General features: G+C 65.2%; 19 protein-coding genes and 1 tRNA gene. 4 read left to right on the forward strand and 16 right to left on the reverse strand.

Annotated features, from left to right (window positions below):
- Positions 1-174: 174 nt before the first annotated feature.
- The 4 genes from dnaG to F813_RS14445 all read left to right on the forward strand — a co-directional run bounded on the left by dnaG (position 175) and on the right by F813_RS14445 (position 4,881).
- Positions 175-1,959, forward strand: a complete 1,785-nt coding sequence (dnaG, locus tag F813_RS0108165) for a DNA primase (RefSeq protein WP_017926178.1) — start codon at positions 175-177, stop codon at positions 1,957-1,959.
- Between the two features lie 200 nt (positions 1,960-2,159).
- Positions 2,160-4,049 carry an RNA polymerase sigma factor RpoD gene (rpoD, locus tag F813_RS0108170; protein ID WP_012981677.1) on the forward strand — a complete coding sequence of 630 codons (1,890 nt, stop codon included), beginning with the start codon at positions 2,160-2,162 and terminating at the stop codon, positions 4,047-4,049.
- 104 nt (positions 4,050-4,153) lie between these two features.
- Positions 4,154-4,230, forward strand: a tRNA-Ile gene (locus F813_RS0108175).
- A gap of 330 nt (positions 4,231-4,560) precedes the next feature.
- On the forward strand, positions 4,561-4,881 hold the full coding sequence (locus F813_RS14445) for a hypothetical protein (RefSeq protein ID WP_017926179.1): 321 nt from the start codon (positions 4,561-4,563) through the stop codon (positions 4,879-4,881).
- Between the two features lie 5 nt (positions 4,882-4,886).
- On the opposite strand, the gene F813_RS0108185 is transcribed toward F813_RS14445, so the two are convergent.
- The 16 genes from F813_RS0108185 to F813_RS14610 form a co-directional block, all read right to left on the reverse strand.
- Entirely contained in the window at positions 4,887-5,303 is a 417-nt protein-coding gene (locus tag F813_RS0108185) for a PIN domain-containing protein (RefSeq protein WP_017926180.1), read from the reverse strand.
- Positions 5,304-5,306: 3 nt separating this feature from the next.
- A complete protein-coding gene (locus tag F813_RS13605; protein ID WP_155995122.1) occupies positions 5,307-5,648 on the reverse strand; it encodes a hypothetical protein in 342 nt (113 codons plus the stop codon).
- Between the two features lie 15 nt (positions 5,649-5,663).
- Positions 5,664-6,419: a TIGR04255 family protein gene (locus F813_RS0108195; RefSeq protein ID WP_017926182.1), complete on the reverse strand. Its 756-nt coding sequence runs from the start codon at positions 6,417-6,419 to the stop codon at positions 5,664-5,666.
- Between the two features lie 409 nt (positions 6,420-6,828).
- Complete coding sequence (locus F813_RS0108200) at positions 6,829-7,131, reverse strand: hypothetical protein (protein ID WP_017926183.1); 303 nt, start codon at positions 7,129-7,131, stop codon at positions 6,829-6,831.
- Positions 7,109-7,672, reverse strand: a complete 564-nt coding sequence (locus tag F813_RS13805; protein ID WP_017926184.1) for a hypothetical protein — start codon at positions 7,670-7,672, stop codon at positions 7,109-7,111. Before F813_RS13805 ends, F813_RS0108200 begins: the two co-directional genes overlap by 23 nt.
- Positions 7,673-7,746: 74 nt before the next feature.
- Positions 7,747-8,121, reverse strand: a complete 375-nt coding sequence (locus F813_RS0108210; RefSeq protein ID WP_017926185.1) for a hypothetical protein — start codon at positions 8,119-8,121, stop codon at positions 7,747-7,749.
- 54 nt (positions 8,122-8,175) lie between these two features.
- Entirely contained in the window at positions 8,176-8,715 is a 540-nt protein-coding gene (locus F813_RS0108215; RefSeq protein WP_017926186.1) for a hypothetical protein, read from the reverse strand.
- Positions 8,716-8,726: 11 nt separating this feature from the next.
- Positions 8,727-9,194 carry a hypothetical protein gene (locus F813_RS0108220; RefSeq protein ID WP_038060093.1) on the reverse strand — a complete coding sequence of 156 codons (468 nt, stop codon included), beginning with the start codon at positions 9,192-9,194 and terminating at the stop codon, positions 8,727-8,729.
- Positions 9,195-9,220: 26 nt separating this feature from the next.
- Complete coding sequence (locus F813_RS0108225; protein ID WP_017926188.1) at positions 9,221-9,772, reverse strand: hypothetical protein; 552 nt, start codon at positions 9,770-9,772, stop codon at positions 9,221-9,223.
- 3 nt (positions 9,773-9,775) lie between these two features.
- Positions 9,776-9,997 carry a hypothetical protein gene (locus tag F813_RS0108230; protein ID WP_017926189.1) on the reverse strand — a complete coding sequence of 74 codons (222 nt, stop codon included), beginning with the start codon at positions 9,995-9,997 and terminating at the stop codon, positions 9,776-9,778.
- 196 nt (positions 9,998-10,193) lie between these two features.
- The gene (locus F813_RS0108235; protein ID WP_017926190.1) at positions 10,194-10,544 is read right to left on the reverse strand and encodes a hypothetical protein; all 351 of its coding nucleotides are present in this window, start codon (positions 10,542-10,544) and stop codon (positions 10,194-10,196) included.
- On the reverse strand, positions 10,537-11,529 hold the full coding sequence (locus F813_RS13810) for a helix-turn-helix domain-containing protein (RefSeq protein ID WP_017926191.1): 993 nt from the start codon (positions 11,527-11,529) through the stop codon (positions 10,537-10,539). The genes F813_RS0108235 and F813_RS13810 overlap by 8 nt, the downstream gene beginning before the upstream one ends.
- A 244-nt stretch (positions 11,530-11,773) precedes the next feature.
- A complete protein-coding gene (locus F813_RS14595) occupies positions 11,774-11,908 on the reverse strand; it encodes a hypothetical protein (RefSeq protein WP_017926193.1) in 135 nt (44 codons plus the stop codon).
- A gap of 3 nt (positions 11,909-11,911) precedes the next feature.
- On the reverse strand, positions 11,912-12,145 hold the full coding sequence (locus F813_RS14065) for a hypothetical protein (protein ID WP_081601302.1): 234 nt from the start codon (positions 12,143-12,145) through the stop codon (positions 11,912-11,914).
- A gap of 103 nt (positions 12,146-12,248) precedes the next feature.
- Positions 12,249-12,893, reverse strand: a complete 645-nt coding sequence (locus F813_RS0108260) for a hypothetical protein (RefSeq protein ID WP_017926195.1) — start codon at positions 12,891-12,893, stop codon at positions 12,249-12,251.
- The gene (locus F813_RS14610; protein ID WP_017926196.1) at positions 12,890-14,221 is read right to left on the reverse strand and encodes a site-specific integrase; all 1,332 of its coding nucleotides are present in this window, start codon (positions 14,219-14,221) and stop codon (positions 12,890-12,892) included. Before F813_RS14610 ends, F813_RS0108260 begins: the two co-directional genes overlap by 4 nt.
- Positions 14,222-14,632 lie beyond the last annotated feature (411 nt).

The raw sequence follows: 14,632 nt of genomic DNA on the forward strand, positions 1-14,632 counted from the left end.
CGCGACGTGGCGATCTCCACGGGCAACCCCGGCATCCGCCCCGGAGACCACCGGGACTCGCCCGTCGCTCGCCGCGGCGGGCGCAACACCCAGCCATGACGTGTTGCGGCCCAACGCTGGGCTATCATGCGAACCTGACGACGAGCACACCCCCGAGGAATAGCCGGCGACACCATGGCAGGTCTCATCCCCCAGGCATTCATCGACGAGCTGCTTGAGCGCAGCGACATCGTCGAGGTGATCCAGCGCCGCGTGAGCCTGAAGAAGGCCGGGCGCGAGTTCGCCGCCTGCTGTCCGTTCCACGGCGAGAAGACGCCGTCGTTCTATGTCTCCCCGCAAAAGCAGTTCTACCACTGCTTCGGCTGCGGGGCGCACGGCACCGCCATCAGCTTCCTGATGGAGTACGAGAACCTGAGCTTCCCCGAGGCAGTCGAGCAGCTGGCCGAGCAGGCCGGACTCGAGGTCCCGCGCGAGGCCGGAGGGGACGACAAACGCGAGGCTCACGCGCCGCTGTACGAGGCCCTGAACGCGGCGGCCGAATACTACGTGCAGCAGCTGCGCCAGACGCCGAAGGCCGTCGAGTACCTGAAGAACCGTGGTATTGACGGCAACACCGCCCGCGACTACCAGATCGGCTGGGCCCCGCCCTCGGGCCTGATCGAGGCACTCCAGCCACGCTTCAGCCCGCAGCAGCTGGTGGATGCCGGCCTGGCCGCACGGCGCGACGACGGCGGCATCCGCGAACGCTTTCGCGCGCGCATCATGTTCCCGATCCGCGACCGGCGCGGGCGCATCACCGGCTTCGGCGGGCGCCTGATCGACGACGGCGAGCCGAAGTACCTGAACAGCCCGGAGAGCGAGGTATTCCACAAGGGACAGACCATCTACGGCCTGTTCGAGGCGCGAAAGGCCGGCACCCGGCTGGATGACATCGTCGTGGTCGAGGGCTACATGGACGTGGTCGGGCTGGCGCGCGCCGGTTTTCGGCGCGCGGTGGCCTGCATGGGCACCGCCCTGACCCGCGCCCACCTGGACAGCCTGTTCCGCCAGGTCTCGCGCATCACCCTGTGTTTCGATGGCGACGCCGCCGGGCGCCGGGCGGCCTGGCGCTCGCTGGCCGAGGCCCTGCCCGCGATCCAGGGCCTGCGCGAGGTGCGCGTACTGTTCCTGCCCGAGGGCGACGACCCCGACAGCCTGGTCCTCCGCGATGGCCTCGCCGGCTGGGAGGAACGGCTAGCCGGTGCCCTGCCCCTGTCCGAGACGCTTGTCCGGCTACTGCGCGAGGAACACCCGACCGACACCGCCGAAGGCCGCACCCGCTTCGCGCATGCCGCGATGAAGCTGGTCGCCACCACCCGTGACCCGCTGTTCCGCGACCAGCTGGTCGAGCGTGTCGCCCAGGAGACCCACCTGAGCCCGGAGCGGCTGGGCGAGCAACTGCGCGAGGCCGAGGACGGGAACGTCCGTGCGACGGGCCCGGCCTCCGCACCCACGGACATTCCCGAGGCACCATCCGCCGAGCCGGCGGGCGCCGCGCGGGAGACACCCTCCGCCCTGTGGGGGGCGCTGCTTGCACGTATCCTGCAACACCCCGAGCTCGAGTGGTCCCAGTCCGAACTGGCCGACCTCACGGCCTTCCCCGGCACCGCCGCGCAAACGCTGGGCAAGCTGCTGGAGGCCCTGCAAGAGCGCCCCGGCTGCAGCAGCGCCCACCTGCTGGAACGCTTCCGTGATGATCGCCACTTCAACCGCCTGCAGGCCCTGGCCGCCCGGGAACTTGGCGATGGCGACCCGAAGGTGACCCAGCAGGTGGCCATGGACTGTGCCCGCCAGCTCCTGCTGCAGCAGGCACGCACGCGGATTCGTGAACTCACTCGCGCAGACGGCGGGCTCGCTACGGAACAACGCGAGGAACTCGCGCGTCTTACTGCATTACTGCAGAAGACAAACACCGGTTAGGCTCCCCCGAAGCGCGCCCATCGAAGGCCGTAACTCATTGAAATCGAAAAACCTGCCCCCAGATCTCTTGTCGGGATTTCCGCGACCCGGCAGAGGGTTTGGCGGTCGAATCCCGGCAATATAAGAATCTTCTGCTACAATGTAGGATTGATTTTTCTACGACCCATTCAGCGACCCAGGCACCTCGGAGTACGACGTCCATGAACCGTGAAGAGCAACAATCCCAGCTCAAGGAACTGATTGCCAAGGGCAAGGAGCAGGGATACCTCACGTATACCGAGGTCAACGACCACCTGCCCGACTCGATCATCGACTCCGACCAGGTCGAGGACATCATTGCGATGATCAACGACATGGGCATCGCGGTGCACGAGCAGGCCCCGGACGCCGACAGCCTGCTGTTGTCCGATGGCTCCGTCTCCGCCGACGAGGACGCCGAAGACGCCGTGGCCGCGCTCGCCTCGGCCGATTCCGATTTCGGTCGCACCACCGACCCCGTGCGCATGTACATGCGCGAGATGGGCACGGTCGAACTGCTGACCCGCGAAGGCGAGATCCGCATCGCCAAGCGTATCGAAGAGGGCCTGATGCAGGTCCTGTTCGCGCTCGCCCATCACCCGGGCGCGATCGAACACCTGATCCGCGAGTACGACCAGATCGTCGAGAACAACGGCCGTCTGACCGATCTCGTGGTCTCCTTCATCGACCCGAAGAACCCGCTGGATGGCGAAGCCGTCGCGCGCGGGCTGGTCTCCCCGGAAGACGCCCAGAAGGCCGAGGAAGCCCAGAAGGCCGCGGCCGCCGAGGCCTCGCCGGAGCTGGACGCGATCGTGGAAGAGGTCGAAGACGCCGAGGAAGAAGACGCCGAACCGGTGGACACCGGCCCCGACCCGGAAGAGGCGCGCGAGCGCTTCAACAAGCTGCGCAAGCTGCACGCCAAGGCGCACAAGGCCTTCGAAAAGGGCGACCGCAAGGCCTACGCCACCGCGCGCGAGGCCACCGCCAAGTACTTCATGGAGTTCAAGCTGGTGCCGCGCATGGTGGACCAGCTGACCACCAAGCTGCACGGCACCATCGACCGCATCCGCAGCCATGAGCGCCGCATCATGGAACTGGCCGTGAACCAGGCGCAGATGCCGCGCAAGTCGTTCATCGACAGCTTCCCGAAGAACGAGACCAACCTCGACTGGATCAAGCAGGCCTGCAAGGCCAAGGGCAAGTACACCACTGCCCTGGCCGAGCACGAGGACGAGATCGTGCGCCTGCAGAAGAAACTCGCCGAGATCGAACACGAGGCCAGCCTGAACATCTCCGAGATCAAGGAGATCAACCGCCGCATGTCCATCGGCGAGGCCAAGGCCCGCCGCGCGAAGAAGGAGATGGTCGAGGCCAACCTGCGCCTGGTGATCTCCATCGCCAAGAAGTACACCAACCGCGGCCTGCAGTTCCTCGACCTGATCCAGGAAGGCAACATCGGCCTGATGAAGGCCGTGGACAAGTTCGAATACCGTCGCGGCTACAAGTTCTCGACCTACGCCACCTGGTGGATTCGCCAGGCCATCACCCGCTCCATCGCGGACCAGGCCCGGACCATCCGCATCCCGGTGCACATGATCGAGACGATCAACAAGCTCAACCGCGTCTCCCGCCAGATGCTGCAGGAGATGGGCCGCGAGGCCACGCCGGAAGAGCTGGCCGAACGCATGGAGATGCCCGAGGACAAGATCCGCAAGGTGCTCAAGATCTCCAAGGAACCGATCTCCATGGAGACCCCGATCGGCGACGACGAAGACTCCCACCTGGGCGACTTCATCGAAGACGAGAAGGTCGCCTCGCCATCCGACTCCGCCGCGCGCGAGAGCCTGTCCGAGGCCACCCGCGAGATCCTGTCCACGCTGACCCCGCGCGAGGCCAAGGTCCTGCGCATGCGCTTCGGCATCGACATGAACACCGACCACACCCTCGAGGAAGTCGGCAAGCAGTTCGACGTCACCCGCGAGCGCATCCGCCAGATCGAGGCCAAGGCCCTGCGCAAGCTGCGTCACCCGACCCGCGCCGAACTGCTGCGCACCTACACCGACGCCGAATAACCGGCGTCCCGGCCGAACGGCCGGAACCTGCCCTGCCGATGCGGCGCCATCTCTCCCTTTCCGGGTAGAATGGCGCCGCAGTCGTTTGTACCCTCCCCGAATACGGGCCTGTAGCTCAGTTGGTTAGAGCAGGGGACTCATAATCCCTTGGTCCCAGGTTCGAGTCCTGGCGGGCCCACCATATAAAACAAAGACATATAGGGATTTAGTAAGCCGAGCAACAGCCGCCACGAAGTCCCGGGAAGCACATGGGAAGCGGCCTTCGACAAACGCAGCATCAAGACAAAAAGGGAGGGAGCCACCATGGCCGAACCGACCTGTCCGAAGTGTGCCGTCTCAGGCCTTCATCACATCGTTTCAGATTCCAGCCAGGAAATTTCAGAAGCCGGCGACCCGTGGTTTGAAGTTGCGTATTGCGATTCTTGCGGCCACGTGTATGGGGTCTTCACCAAGCACACCATTTCAAGCAGCCCGCGGCCTTCCACTCATAGCCCGGCCTCCAGGCAGGACGATGACTGAGGCCGAGGACCCAAAGACGCCCATCCGGGCCGATCATAAGCACTCCAAGTGGTGGCGGTTTCGGGTCGCCCTCCGCCGATGGTGGTACGGCGGGCAAGATAACGCGCAGTTGTTGCGCTGGAAGCTTGGCGTTTTTCGAGACGGCGAACGCTTCCTGCCGCCTGAGCACCCCGAATATCACTGGACAGTCGGAAGCACCAGGTGGATCGCCCGAAAAATTACTCGCTACGCTGGGGTGATTGCGATAGGGATGTTGATCGCGGTATTGAGCGGCCTTGTACTCGATTGGCTCCGCAACGGCGATGGACTGTAGGTCGATCAACCTTCATCATACAACGAGCGCACAGACACCTCTTTCACACGGCAAATCGGTTTAGTGGACTTCTCCGAGGTAACGACTTCTTCCACGCCAGCCGCCACCGCCGCACTCACATGCAAAGCATCCAATGCACCCAGTCCGTAGGCGCAAGCCAGGTTGAACGCCTCTTCCCGAATCGCGCTTGTAGACTCGACACGCTCTGAAGCGTCGAGAATTGCACGCATGAACTCCGTTTCCTCCGTCATTCTGTGGAAGACGGGCTTCGGGAGCACCTCCAAATCTACGTACTCAGACACAACCAAACAGACATTTGGGTCATCCAGAACCTCTAGTGCCCGGTTCGCCAGATCGCTCTCACCTCTGAATGCAGAAATAAGCACCCCGGTATCCAAGTAAAGCCGACGCGCCGAGGACATGCCTCAAATTTCCCCTCTCCGCTCCCGAACCTCATAGGCAATTCTGTCTGCGTCCCAGAGATCCATGCCTTCAGAAATCGCTTTCTGTCGCAGTTCCACCAATTTACGACCAAGCTCCGTACGTGGCCTGTAAAGTTCTACGTCCTCCGCCTGCTCGAACTCGACCAGACCGGAAAGGGTGCTGGATCCAGCGTGGGGGAAAACGTATCGGGATTCGGATTCAACTGGCTCAGCTTCGACAATTCCAGGCGCAGCAAGCATGGCCGCAAATACAGCCATCGAGGCAGCGCCACCATAGCCGCCAAACCATGTCCCGTTTCCACTGAAATAGGTATCCTGGCTCATGGTCGCTCCCTCCATTTAGTATTCAGGTCCAAGTCGTTCTCGCGTACTTGGAGAAAGTATTTCAAAAAAGAGCTTCTTTCCCTCATCATGGACGTGCTTAAGCCGACTTGGGAACTCAGTCCAGAAATCAGACGAACTTTTATCGTCGATCGTATCTATATCGACCAAAAGCCCGCTTTTGCTGACGCTCTTCTTTTCGCCCTTTTCCATCCGAACGTTAGCCGGATTGACAACTTGAACAATTTTGAGAAGATCCCGCTCGCGAATTTCGGTCCGAAGCTGAATTGGATTATTCGAAAGGGATCTGGCACCAAGCTTCAGGTCAAATCGAATCCAATCCAAGGAAGGACTTTCATCAAAGGAGATAAAGTCAACATACTTCAAGGAAAAGCGCTCGATCTTATCGAGTAACTGGGTTTCTTTTAGGGCATCGGCCAACTCTAAAATATGGAATTCAAACTGCTCCCATCCGCTATACGGAGCCGGGCAACTGAGTGAAACGACTTTATTGCCAACCTGGACAGAATATTTCGGCCCCACCAAGCGAACCTGAGGCGCGTAGCGCAACGAGGGGTCAGACTGAAGAACGGGGGCAGGCAACTGGGAGACTGGCAACTTCTCGATGCGAGAATACTGCCTCTTCAGATTCTGAAAAATCAGCCCGGGCAAGAGATCGGAGACAGACGGCGTCTCAGACGAAAAGCGAATCTCCCACAACGCTTCCACGATGGGGTCATGCTTGAGCCGCACTGGTACCCGATCAGGGTCCATTCTGTCCTCCCGCCTGCACATGCTGTGTTGACCCGAAGCCTAGCAAACTTTCAACCTCCCCCATAGCAGCTTAAGCGGAATTTCCGTTCACGTGGAGCTGTTGGCCGAAAAGGGCCATCCCGGCACAGGACCGGCCAGGGTGGCGACCGCCCGCCGCCAGCTGGAAGTCTGGCACGGCCGCCGGTGAAAGAATGGCCCGTCCGGGCGGTGCTGTCCACGCCACGGTGGCCAGGCAAAAAGAGACCCCCGGCCAGGTAGCAACCAGCCGGGGGCCAAAGGTCGGGGGCCGAAGCAACCAACTTTCCCCCGTGGTGTGGCTGGCAGTGAGAGGAAACCACCCCCGGAGAACGCCAGTTCAAAGGGGTGGTGCGGGGCACTGCCAGCCGTGAAACAACCCCCCGCCGCTGGGTTAGTTGGCCGCCGTCTTCCGGGCCGCTGTCTCAGTTTCCTGTATCGCGTCCAGCAGCCGCAGGCGGGCCGCCATTGGGTCCTCTTGAATCAGGGCCGCAAGTGCCGCCAGGTCTGCGTCGCTGGTTGCGCAGATGCTTGCCCGCAGGCTATCCAGGACGCGGTAGGCTTCCGGCGCCAGATCAGGCTGCGGGCTCAGCCCTCGGCGGAACGCGGCGGCAAGGTCGGCCATGTCCGTGTCCCATTCGTCCGCCGCCAGATTCAGACCCAGGCGGATCGGCTCACAGTTCAGGTTCGTCGTCATCGTCCAACACCTCGTCGTCTTCTCCGTTCCAGGGCGGTGACAGTTCCGCACCACCCTTCGCGGCGTGCATTGGTGCAGTTGCGACGGCCTCCAGCTGCCGGCGGACGTGTTCATCCAGAACCTGGTGCAGCTTCACCCCATCCACCCCCAACTCCGCGGCCATCTCGGCATAGACCCGGGCGGGCCACTGCGTCCAGGGTTTCGACTGCGCCATGGCAAGCTCCGCCGCCAGTCGCTTGGCCTTCGCCTTGTCCACCAGGCGCCCGGATTCTGCAGCCGTCTGTAACTCGATCCGCTCCCGCTGGGCTTTCGCCAGCAGGGCCCGTTCCCGGGCAAGCACCAGGTCGCCGTCGCTGTCATCGGCGCCGCCACCGTTGTAGATCAGGGGCAGCGCCTCCCGGCTGTCGTAGAAGATGCCGCCGCGTCCCCGGTCCTCCATGGGCTCCAGGTTCTCCAGGGCAGCACGGATGGTGCGAAAACCCTTGCCCGTCAATTCCGACAACTCCCGTAGATTCAGCGGGTTACCCGAGTTTTTCGCCATAAATCAACACCTTGTGTTGCCCATGTAATGTTCCAGAATTTTTAGCTAAATCGCGCCTCAACGCCCCGCAGGGCTTATCGGTCGCCCCAGGGTCCCCCGACACCATCGGGGCCGCGCTCCGTGGCCAGTCGGAACGCTTCGTCCTCGGCACGTTCACGGAATGCGGCCCGGTCCGCCGCGCGCCGTTGGTAGGTTCGGGTGGCCAGCGTTGCCAGGGCCTGTCCCTGGTCGGCTCCCGTGGCAATGGGTGCGCTTGGCTCTGTCGCTTCCACAGAAGCTCCGTGTGCCGCGTCACGGCGGGCCCGGTACGTCCGGGCGGCCAGCCCTTCAAAGCCGCCACCGGCATTGCTGGTGGAAGCCGTGGACGGGGTGCCGGTGGTGGTCTCCGGCTGGCGGGCCTTCAACGGCCGGCTGGGTATCATCCCGGCCCAATCGGTAGGTTTGTGCATGGTGGTTTCCTCCATCGGTGAAGGCGGGGCAGCCGGGGCCACCCCAACCGTGGGTCAGGCTTCCGTCGCCTCGGGCCACTCGGGCCGCAGGATCGCGTCCGGGGAAACATCGGGCCGGCGCTCGATATGCACCCCGGCGGCCTCGGCTTCCTCGATGGCGTCTTCCTCGGCCATCTCCAGCTTCAGGACCTGCCGGTCCAGTTCGGCCAGGCGTGCCGGGCGCTCGCGCATCGGCAGGGTGTCCGCGTCCACGTCCACCCCGGCCAGCAGTGCCTCACGCACTCGCTCCGGGAACAAAGCGCACAGCAGCGGCCCAACGTCCGTAGCCTTGGCTTCGCCCCGGGCGTAAACGGACAGCGGGTCCACCTCGGCCTCAACCCGACCGCCCGGACGCGCCAGCGCCTGGCCGGCTATGCTGAACCGGCGCCGTGCCTGTTCCGCTTTTCGCTCGATCCAAGCATCGGCCCGGGCCTGGACCTCGGCAGCCGGAAGGGGTGCAGTGGCCAGTCGGTCGCGTTCGCGTCGGGTGGCTTCAATCTGGCCCCGCAGTTCGTCAACCCGGGCGCGGTGGTCGGTCTTCTTGGTTGTCGCCATGGTGGCCTCCGTCAGTTCGTGTGATGGGCGTCAGCGGCACCAGGGGCGCGCCATCCCAGTTCGGTTTCGGCGTACTTGCGCAGCCGCTCCGCCAGTTGGCGCTCTGCTTTCAGTCGGCGGCCGCTGGTTTCCCATTGCTGGTCCAGATGATCCAGGCGGCGCTGGGCGTCCTCCAGGCGCTGGTGCAGCCTCTCAAGCTGGGCCTGGTCATCGTCGGCCGCCTCACCGGTCAGCGCACCGGCCCGGCCTTCCAGCCAGCCGACATGCCGTTCCAGGTCGCGCACGCTGTCCATCGCTTCGGCGCGTTGTTTATCGACAGCAGCATGGGCGCCTGCCAGCGCTTCCGCGCGGTCCAGGATGTCCAGCAGCCGCGATTCGTCGAACTCAACGCGGGCCGGCTCGGGCCGGGGTTCGCGCTGTACCGCCTTGCGCATTGCGTCCGGCGTTACGCGCCAGCCGTCAGGGATTCGCAATTTCATGGGGTCGCCTCCGTTGGGTGGTGTGCTCAGGTGCCAGTAAATCGCCCAGGCATGGACACGAAAACATGGGGTTCATGTCCACGGGCAGCAGCGGCCAGGCGGCTGAACTGTTTTGCGTTTCCGGGCAGCTCAAGGCCCGCCACTTCAGCGGCTCGGGCTGCCTGATACAGGGCCCGCTGTTGCGCGGTCGCGTTGCCGGGCGGCTCCGCTCTGGTGCGCCACCGAGGCCAGCGCCGGGCCATGAAGTCCCGTGCAGCCACCGCCACCGCTTCGGCGCGTTCCCACCGGGTCCGGCCCTCCGTCGCCTCCAGGGCGGCAACCAGCCAGGCGTTGCGGCGTTCGCGGGCCAGTATCCGGTGCGGTGATTCGCTTCCAGGCTCCAGTGCAAGCCCCAGCGCCTCCGCTGCATCCGTCCCGGTCTCGATTTTTCCCAGGGCCTGCACCAGCCAGCCCACCAGATCCGGCGGGATTGCCTCCCCGGACTCCAGCTTCTGCCGCACGGCCACCACCCGCCGCAGGGCCGCGACGGCGCCCTGGTCGGTCTCGTGGTGGTTCGCGTGCGCGGCCCGGGCGTCCATCGGTCAGCCTTCGCCGTCCCGGGTAGTGCCCTGGCTGTCCAGGAAGCGCAGATCCTCGGCTACCGCGTCCAGGTCGGCCCGGGCGTCGTAGGTCCCTACCAGGTCGGCCCGACCGGGCAGGGCGTGCAGGCGTCCCAGCCCATCCTGGACAACCACCACGCGCCCGGCAGTCACGGCCGTGGCGCGGATGGCGCGTGCGCGGCGTTTGGCGTCCGAAGGGGTCATGCGGCGCCCCCCGTGTCCTGGTCGCCCGGGTCCGCCAGCATGGCGCGTAGTTCTGCAAGGTGGCGGCGTGCCGTTTCCGGGTCAGCGGCCCCGGTCGGTGTGGACCGACGCCACGATTTGCGCGGGTCACGCGCTGGCCGTGGTTCGTCAGGCCGGTGACGGACGCCGGGCCCGCATTGCTCGGTCAGGTGGTCGGTCATTGGTTGGCCTCCGTGGTTGGTGAATCGGTGCCAGCGGCGTCGGCTTCGGCCATCCATAGATCGGCAACGGCCATGACGGCCTGGCCCTGGAACGCAGCGGTGTTCGCGGCTTCGGCGGCTTCGCGTAGGGCTGCCAGGCGCGCGGGCTTGCGTGCCCTTTCGGCCCCGGCCATAAACGCGGCCAGCAGCAATCGGCGGGTGGCGGCGTGTTCCATCTCGGCCAAGGCGGCGGCCCGGTCCACCGGGTCGCGTTCGTCCCAGGCGGCGTCGTACATCGTCGCCATCCACTGCTCGAAGGTCTCCACCGGAACGGGAAGGGTCTGGTGGTCTCGGTGGTGCTCAGCCATGGCCCGGGCCCTCCTGGTCGATCCCCTCCAACTCGTCATCGTCCTCAACGAACTGCGCCAAGATGCCGGCGCGCGTTTCCCCGTAGCTCTTCGCGCTGAGGCCGTGGTAGCTGCTGCTCTGCCCATGCGGCCCAGCCGGCCGTGGTGGCGTCCAGTCGTTCAGCCAGGCCTCGTTCTTGGGCCCGAAGAACGAAGCGCACTGCATGACGGTTTCCGTCCCCACCTTGGCCGTGGCCTCGCAGAACTTCCGGTACCGCAGGACCGCCGCGTGGGCTTCGTCCTCGGTCAGGCGGCCTTCCCGGATGCGGGCTTGCCATGCTTGGTAGGCCTTTGGCTTTGGATCATTGCCAGCACGGCGTGGCCGTTCCTCCCACAGCCGCTCGAAGGCGTCCGGGTATTGCTTACCCTTCGACGGCTTCGGGCGTGAGCCCGAAGGGGCCCCCGTCAGGGGTGCGCCCAGCAGGTCCTGGTCCTGGCCGCTGGCGGTCGGTTGCTCTGGTGGGGGGGAAGGGGGGTCCTGTTCTTTTCCCTGTTTACTTCCCTGTTCTATTCCCTGTTTGGGTGACAGCAGTGTCACCCCTGGCGTGTCATGGCTGTCACCCCTGGGGTGACTCTGGTGACATCCCTGGGGTGACCCCCCTGTCACGGGTGACACTGGTGTCACGGGTGCCGCCGCCGTCACCCGTTCGGCTGGAACGGTCAGCCGGTACTGGCTGGTGTTTCGGTGGTTGCCGCCGTCTGTGCGGTCCACGCTCACAAAGCCGGCCCGCTCAAGCCACGCCACTGCCCGGCGGGTGGATCGGACCGACAGCGCGGCGTCCTTGGCAAGCGTCCCGGCGGAAGGGTTCAGGCGGCCTGTGTCTCGGTTTTGACGCTTCGCCAGTGCTACGGCGATTCGCACAGCGGAATCAGGTGCGGCAGGCATAGCCACCAGGGCGGCCAACCAGTCCAGCCGTTCAACGGCGCCCATGCCTTTGTTGCTCATGGCGCGGCCCTCCCTCGGCAAAGCGGGAAGGACACGGCCCAGGCGTCCGCGTCCGCCACGGTCACCAGGACGGTGCCCTGGACAACGCGGTGCCGTGGTCCTCGGCCGGCCAGCAGCGCGTGGCCCAGGACTGCCCGGGGCACGCCATGGCGGCGGGCCACCTGGTCCAGGGTCAGCGGGCCGGCGGTGTGTTTGGTGTCTCCCTGCCCGGCGCTGGCCCCTCTGCCAGCGTTCCGGGCCGCCATCAGACTGCCCCCACCAGCTTGGCGACGGGGGCCAATACGTTGGTGCTGGCCCCGACATAGACCACGCTGCCGGCTTTCAGCAGGTGATACACGCCAGCCGTGCCCGGCAGCGCGGGGAAGGTAATCGGGTCCATGGCTCACCCCCGGCTAAGCATTTGTGCGGCGTGGGGCGGCCAAATCAGTCTGCCGTTCGGCAACTTGAGCGGCTTCACCCCGAAGTACGATCCGGTGCGGCACAAGCGAACCCGGATGGTGGACGGCTTCATGTTGATGGCGGCCGCGAACTGTTCCGTGGTCCAGCCGGGGGCGGCCGGGCTGGGGGTCCAGTCGTCGGCAGCAGCGTGGGTGGTGTGTGGTGCGGTTACGTTCATTGCCTGATCTCCGTGTTTGCGTTTGTTACACGGGTCAGGCTATGCCTGGGGTGCGGAAAGGTCAGGGACGAAAAAGCCGGCTTTTTTGTCCTTGAAGGGGGCGCTATCTGTGTAGCCGCTCCATTGATTTTTTCAGGTTATCGGCCGGTGACTGGCCCCAGTTATTGGGAACGTGCTCGGGGTGTTCGGTGACCGCTTCAAGGCAGGCAGCCTCCAGCGTCATGCCTGCTCGCTGGTATCGCTCAACCCACTGGACCAGTTCGTAAAGTCCAGGCGAAAGCGCGGTGCTACCCTTCGGCCGCCCCCGCTTCCTGGGCTGGTCCAATCGTCCTTCAAACAGGGCGGCGGTCACGGCTTGTTGTATGGCCGGGTGCCTGGCCAGCTCCGGGGCCCGTTCCGCCAGGTCCTGGAACGCAAGCTGGCCCGCCTCGATGGCTTGCAGGGCCTCGCGTGCAACCTTGTCCAGGTGCCAGCGGTGGAAGTCGGCCAGCAATTTGGCGGCGTCCGCCCCTTCCGCCTCGGTCATATTGTCCGACCACCAGTCGCACCAGCCTTCCGGCTCGAACCGCAAGCGGCCACGGCCCGGAATATTCACCAGGAATCCCGAGGGCCCAGCGGTCACGCTGTCGGCGGCCATGCCGTCACGCAGCCCGGCTTCCTCGCGTTGGGCTTCCGCCATGCAGACCTGGAACTTCACGGGCCCGAACCGAAGGCAAAGGGGCCGCGCCACAGCACGCCAGCGGTTCATGCTGGCGCCCTGCCATCCACCACCCGCAGGCTGGCGGGCTGCTCGTCTTCCGCCGGCTGGTCGATCCCGGCCTGGTCCAGTATCCAGGCTTCGATCTTCGTATGCCAAAGGCGCAGCAGGTCCAGCGGCCGGCGGCGGTAGTGCTTTTCAGCCAGGGCGGTGGGCTTGTGGCCCTGAATCTGCGCCACCACGCCCACCGGGCACTCCACCCACTCGGAGAGAGTGCCGAAGCTCCGGCGCAGGTCGTGCAGTGTCAGGTGGGGCAGACCGGCAGCGGCCAGAACTCGCGTGTGGGAGTGGTTGCCGTCCATAAGTCGGCCGGCCTTGGCGGTGGGGCTGGAAAAGATCCATTCATTCCGGCGCGGCAGGGCGGCCAGCAGGTGCGCCATGTACGGCGTTAGCGGAATGACGCGCTCGCCTTCCACCTTGTCCCGAATGGTCAGCGACCGCCACTGGAAGTCCACGTCCTCCCAACGCAGGCGCCCCATTTCCTCACGGCGGGCGCCGGTCAGTAGCAGGGCCTGCAGGTACGCGGACACCACCGAGTTGCCCATCATCCGCACCGCATCGAACCAGGGTGCCAACTGTTCCCGTTGGAGTACGTCGCCACGGGCGCGGGGCTTCGGAACGGCCCGGCGCACTTCCGTATTCGTCACAGCGTCAGCGGCCACCAGGCCCCGGTACTCGGGCCGGCCTTCTGCCCAGGTCAGGCAGGCCCGCAACAGCCGGTAGGCCCTGGCGGCCACGGTGGGCCGCTTGGCCTTTTCAAGATTTAGCCACTCGGCCAGGCGGTCCGCTGTCAGATCGGCCAGGCGTTCGTCCCGAAGGGGCCACAACGCGCCGGCGCCGGTTACCTTGTGTGACCGCTTGCGCGGCTGGCCGGGCGCCTGCATGGCCTTGTCGTGGTCGGCGGCGTGGTGCTCGGACCAGTCCGCCCGGCGCACCTTCACGTAGGCGTCCCAGGCATCCCCCAGCGTGACCACCCCGCGCTCCTTCTCCTGGCGGGCGGCCTCGGCGGCCTGTTCACGTTCGGCCTTTTCGTCTCGGGGGTCCACCCCGTTGTCCACCAAAACGCGAAGGCGGCGGGCTTCGGTGCGGGCTTCGTCAATGTCCCAGGCGGCGGGCTTCCCGATGGTCAGGCGCAGGGTGCGGCCGTGCAACCGGCCCTGGAAGACGTATTGCTTGCTTCCGCCTGCCCGCACCCGCAGGCCCAGGCCGGCGGATTCCGTGTCCCACAGGAACGCCTCGGACTGGCGGGCGGGGCACTCGAACCCCTCCACCCGGCCTTTGGTGAATCGCACCCGGTTGGTATTCTGTCGCGTAGCCATGGCAGCCCCCCTTCGGCTGTTGATGGTCAGGGCCCCGGCTGGTGTTGGCGCACCTTCGGGGCCTGTTTGTTTTCCATCTGCTTCCCAGTTTCCAGCGTCCCCAGGTTCCAGGGGACACCGATTCCCAGGTAGTCCCTTGGTCCCACGTTGGGGAATCGGGTCACGTCTGCCCCAGTCCCCAGGTGGTCCCTTGGTCGGCTGGGAAGCATATGGGAAGCAGATTCGGGAAATATACGCTAATTTATGGACGTTAGCCAATACGCACTGATTGCGATAAGTGTCTGCCTAGAAGGGGTTTTTGTAGCTTTGGCTAATGCGGGCAAACCCCGTTGGTGGAGGTCTCATAATCCCTTGGTCGTCGGTTCGAGTCCGACCGGGCCCACCATTCGCTCACGCTCCTGCTGGGCGGCT

Origin of the sequence: Thioalkalivibrio sp. HL-Eb18 (genome assembly GCF_000364985.1) — a bacterium.
GTDB lineage: Bacteria > Pseudomonadota > Gammaproteobacteria > Ectothiorhodospirales > Ectothiorhodospiraceae > Thioalkalivibrio.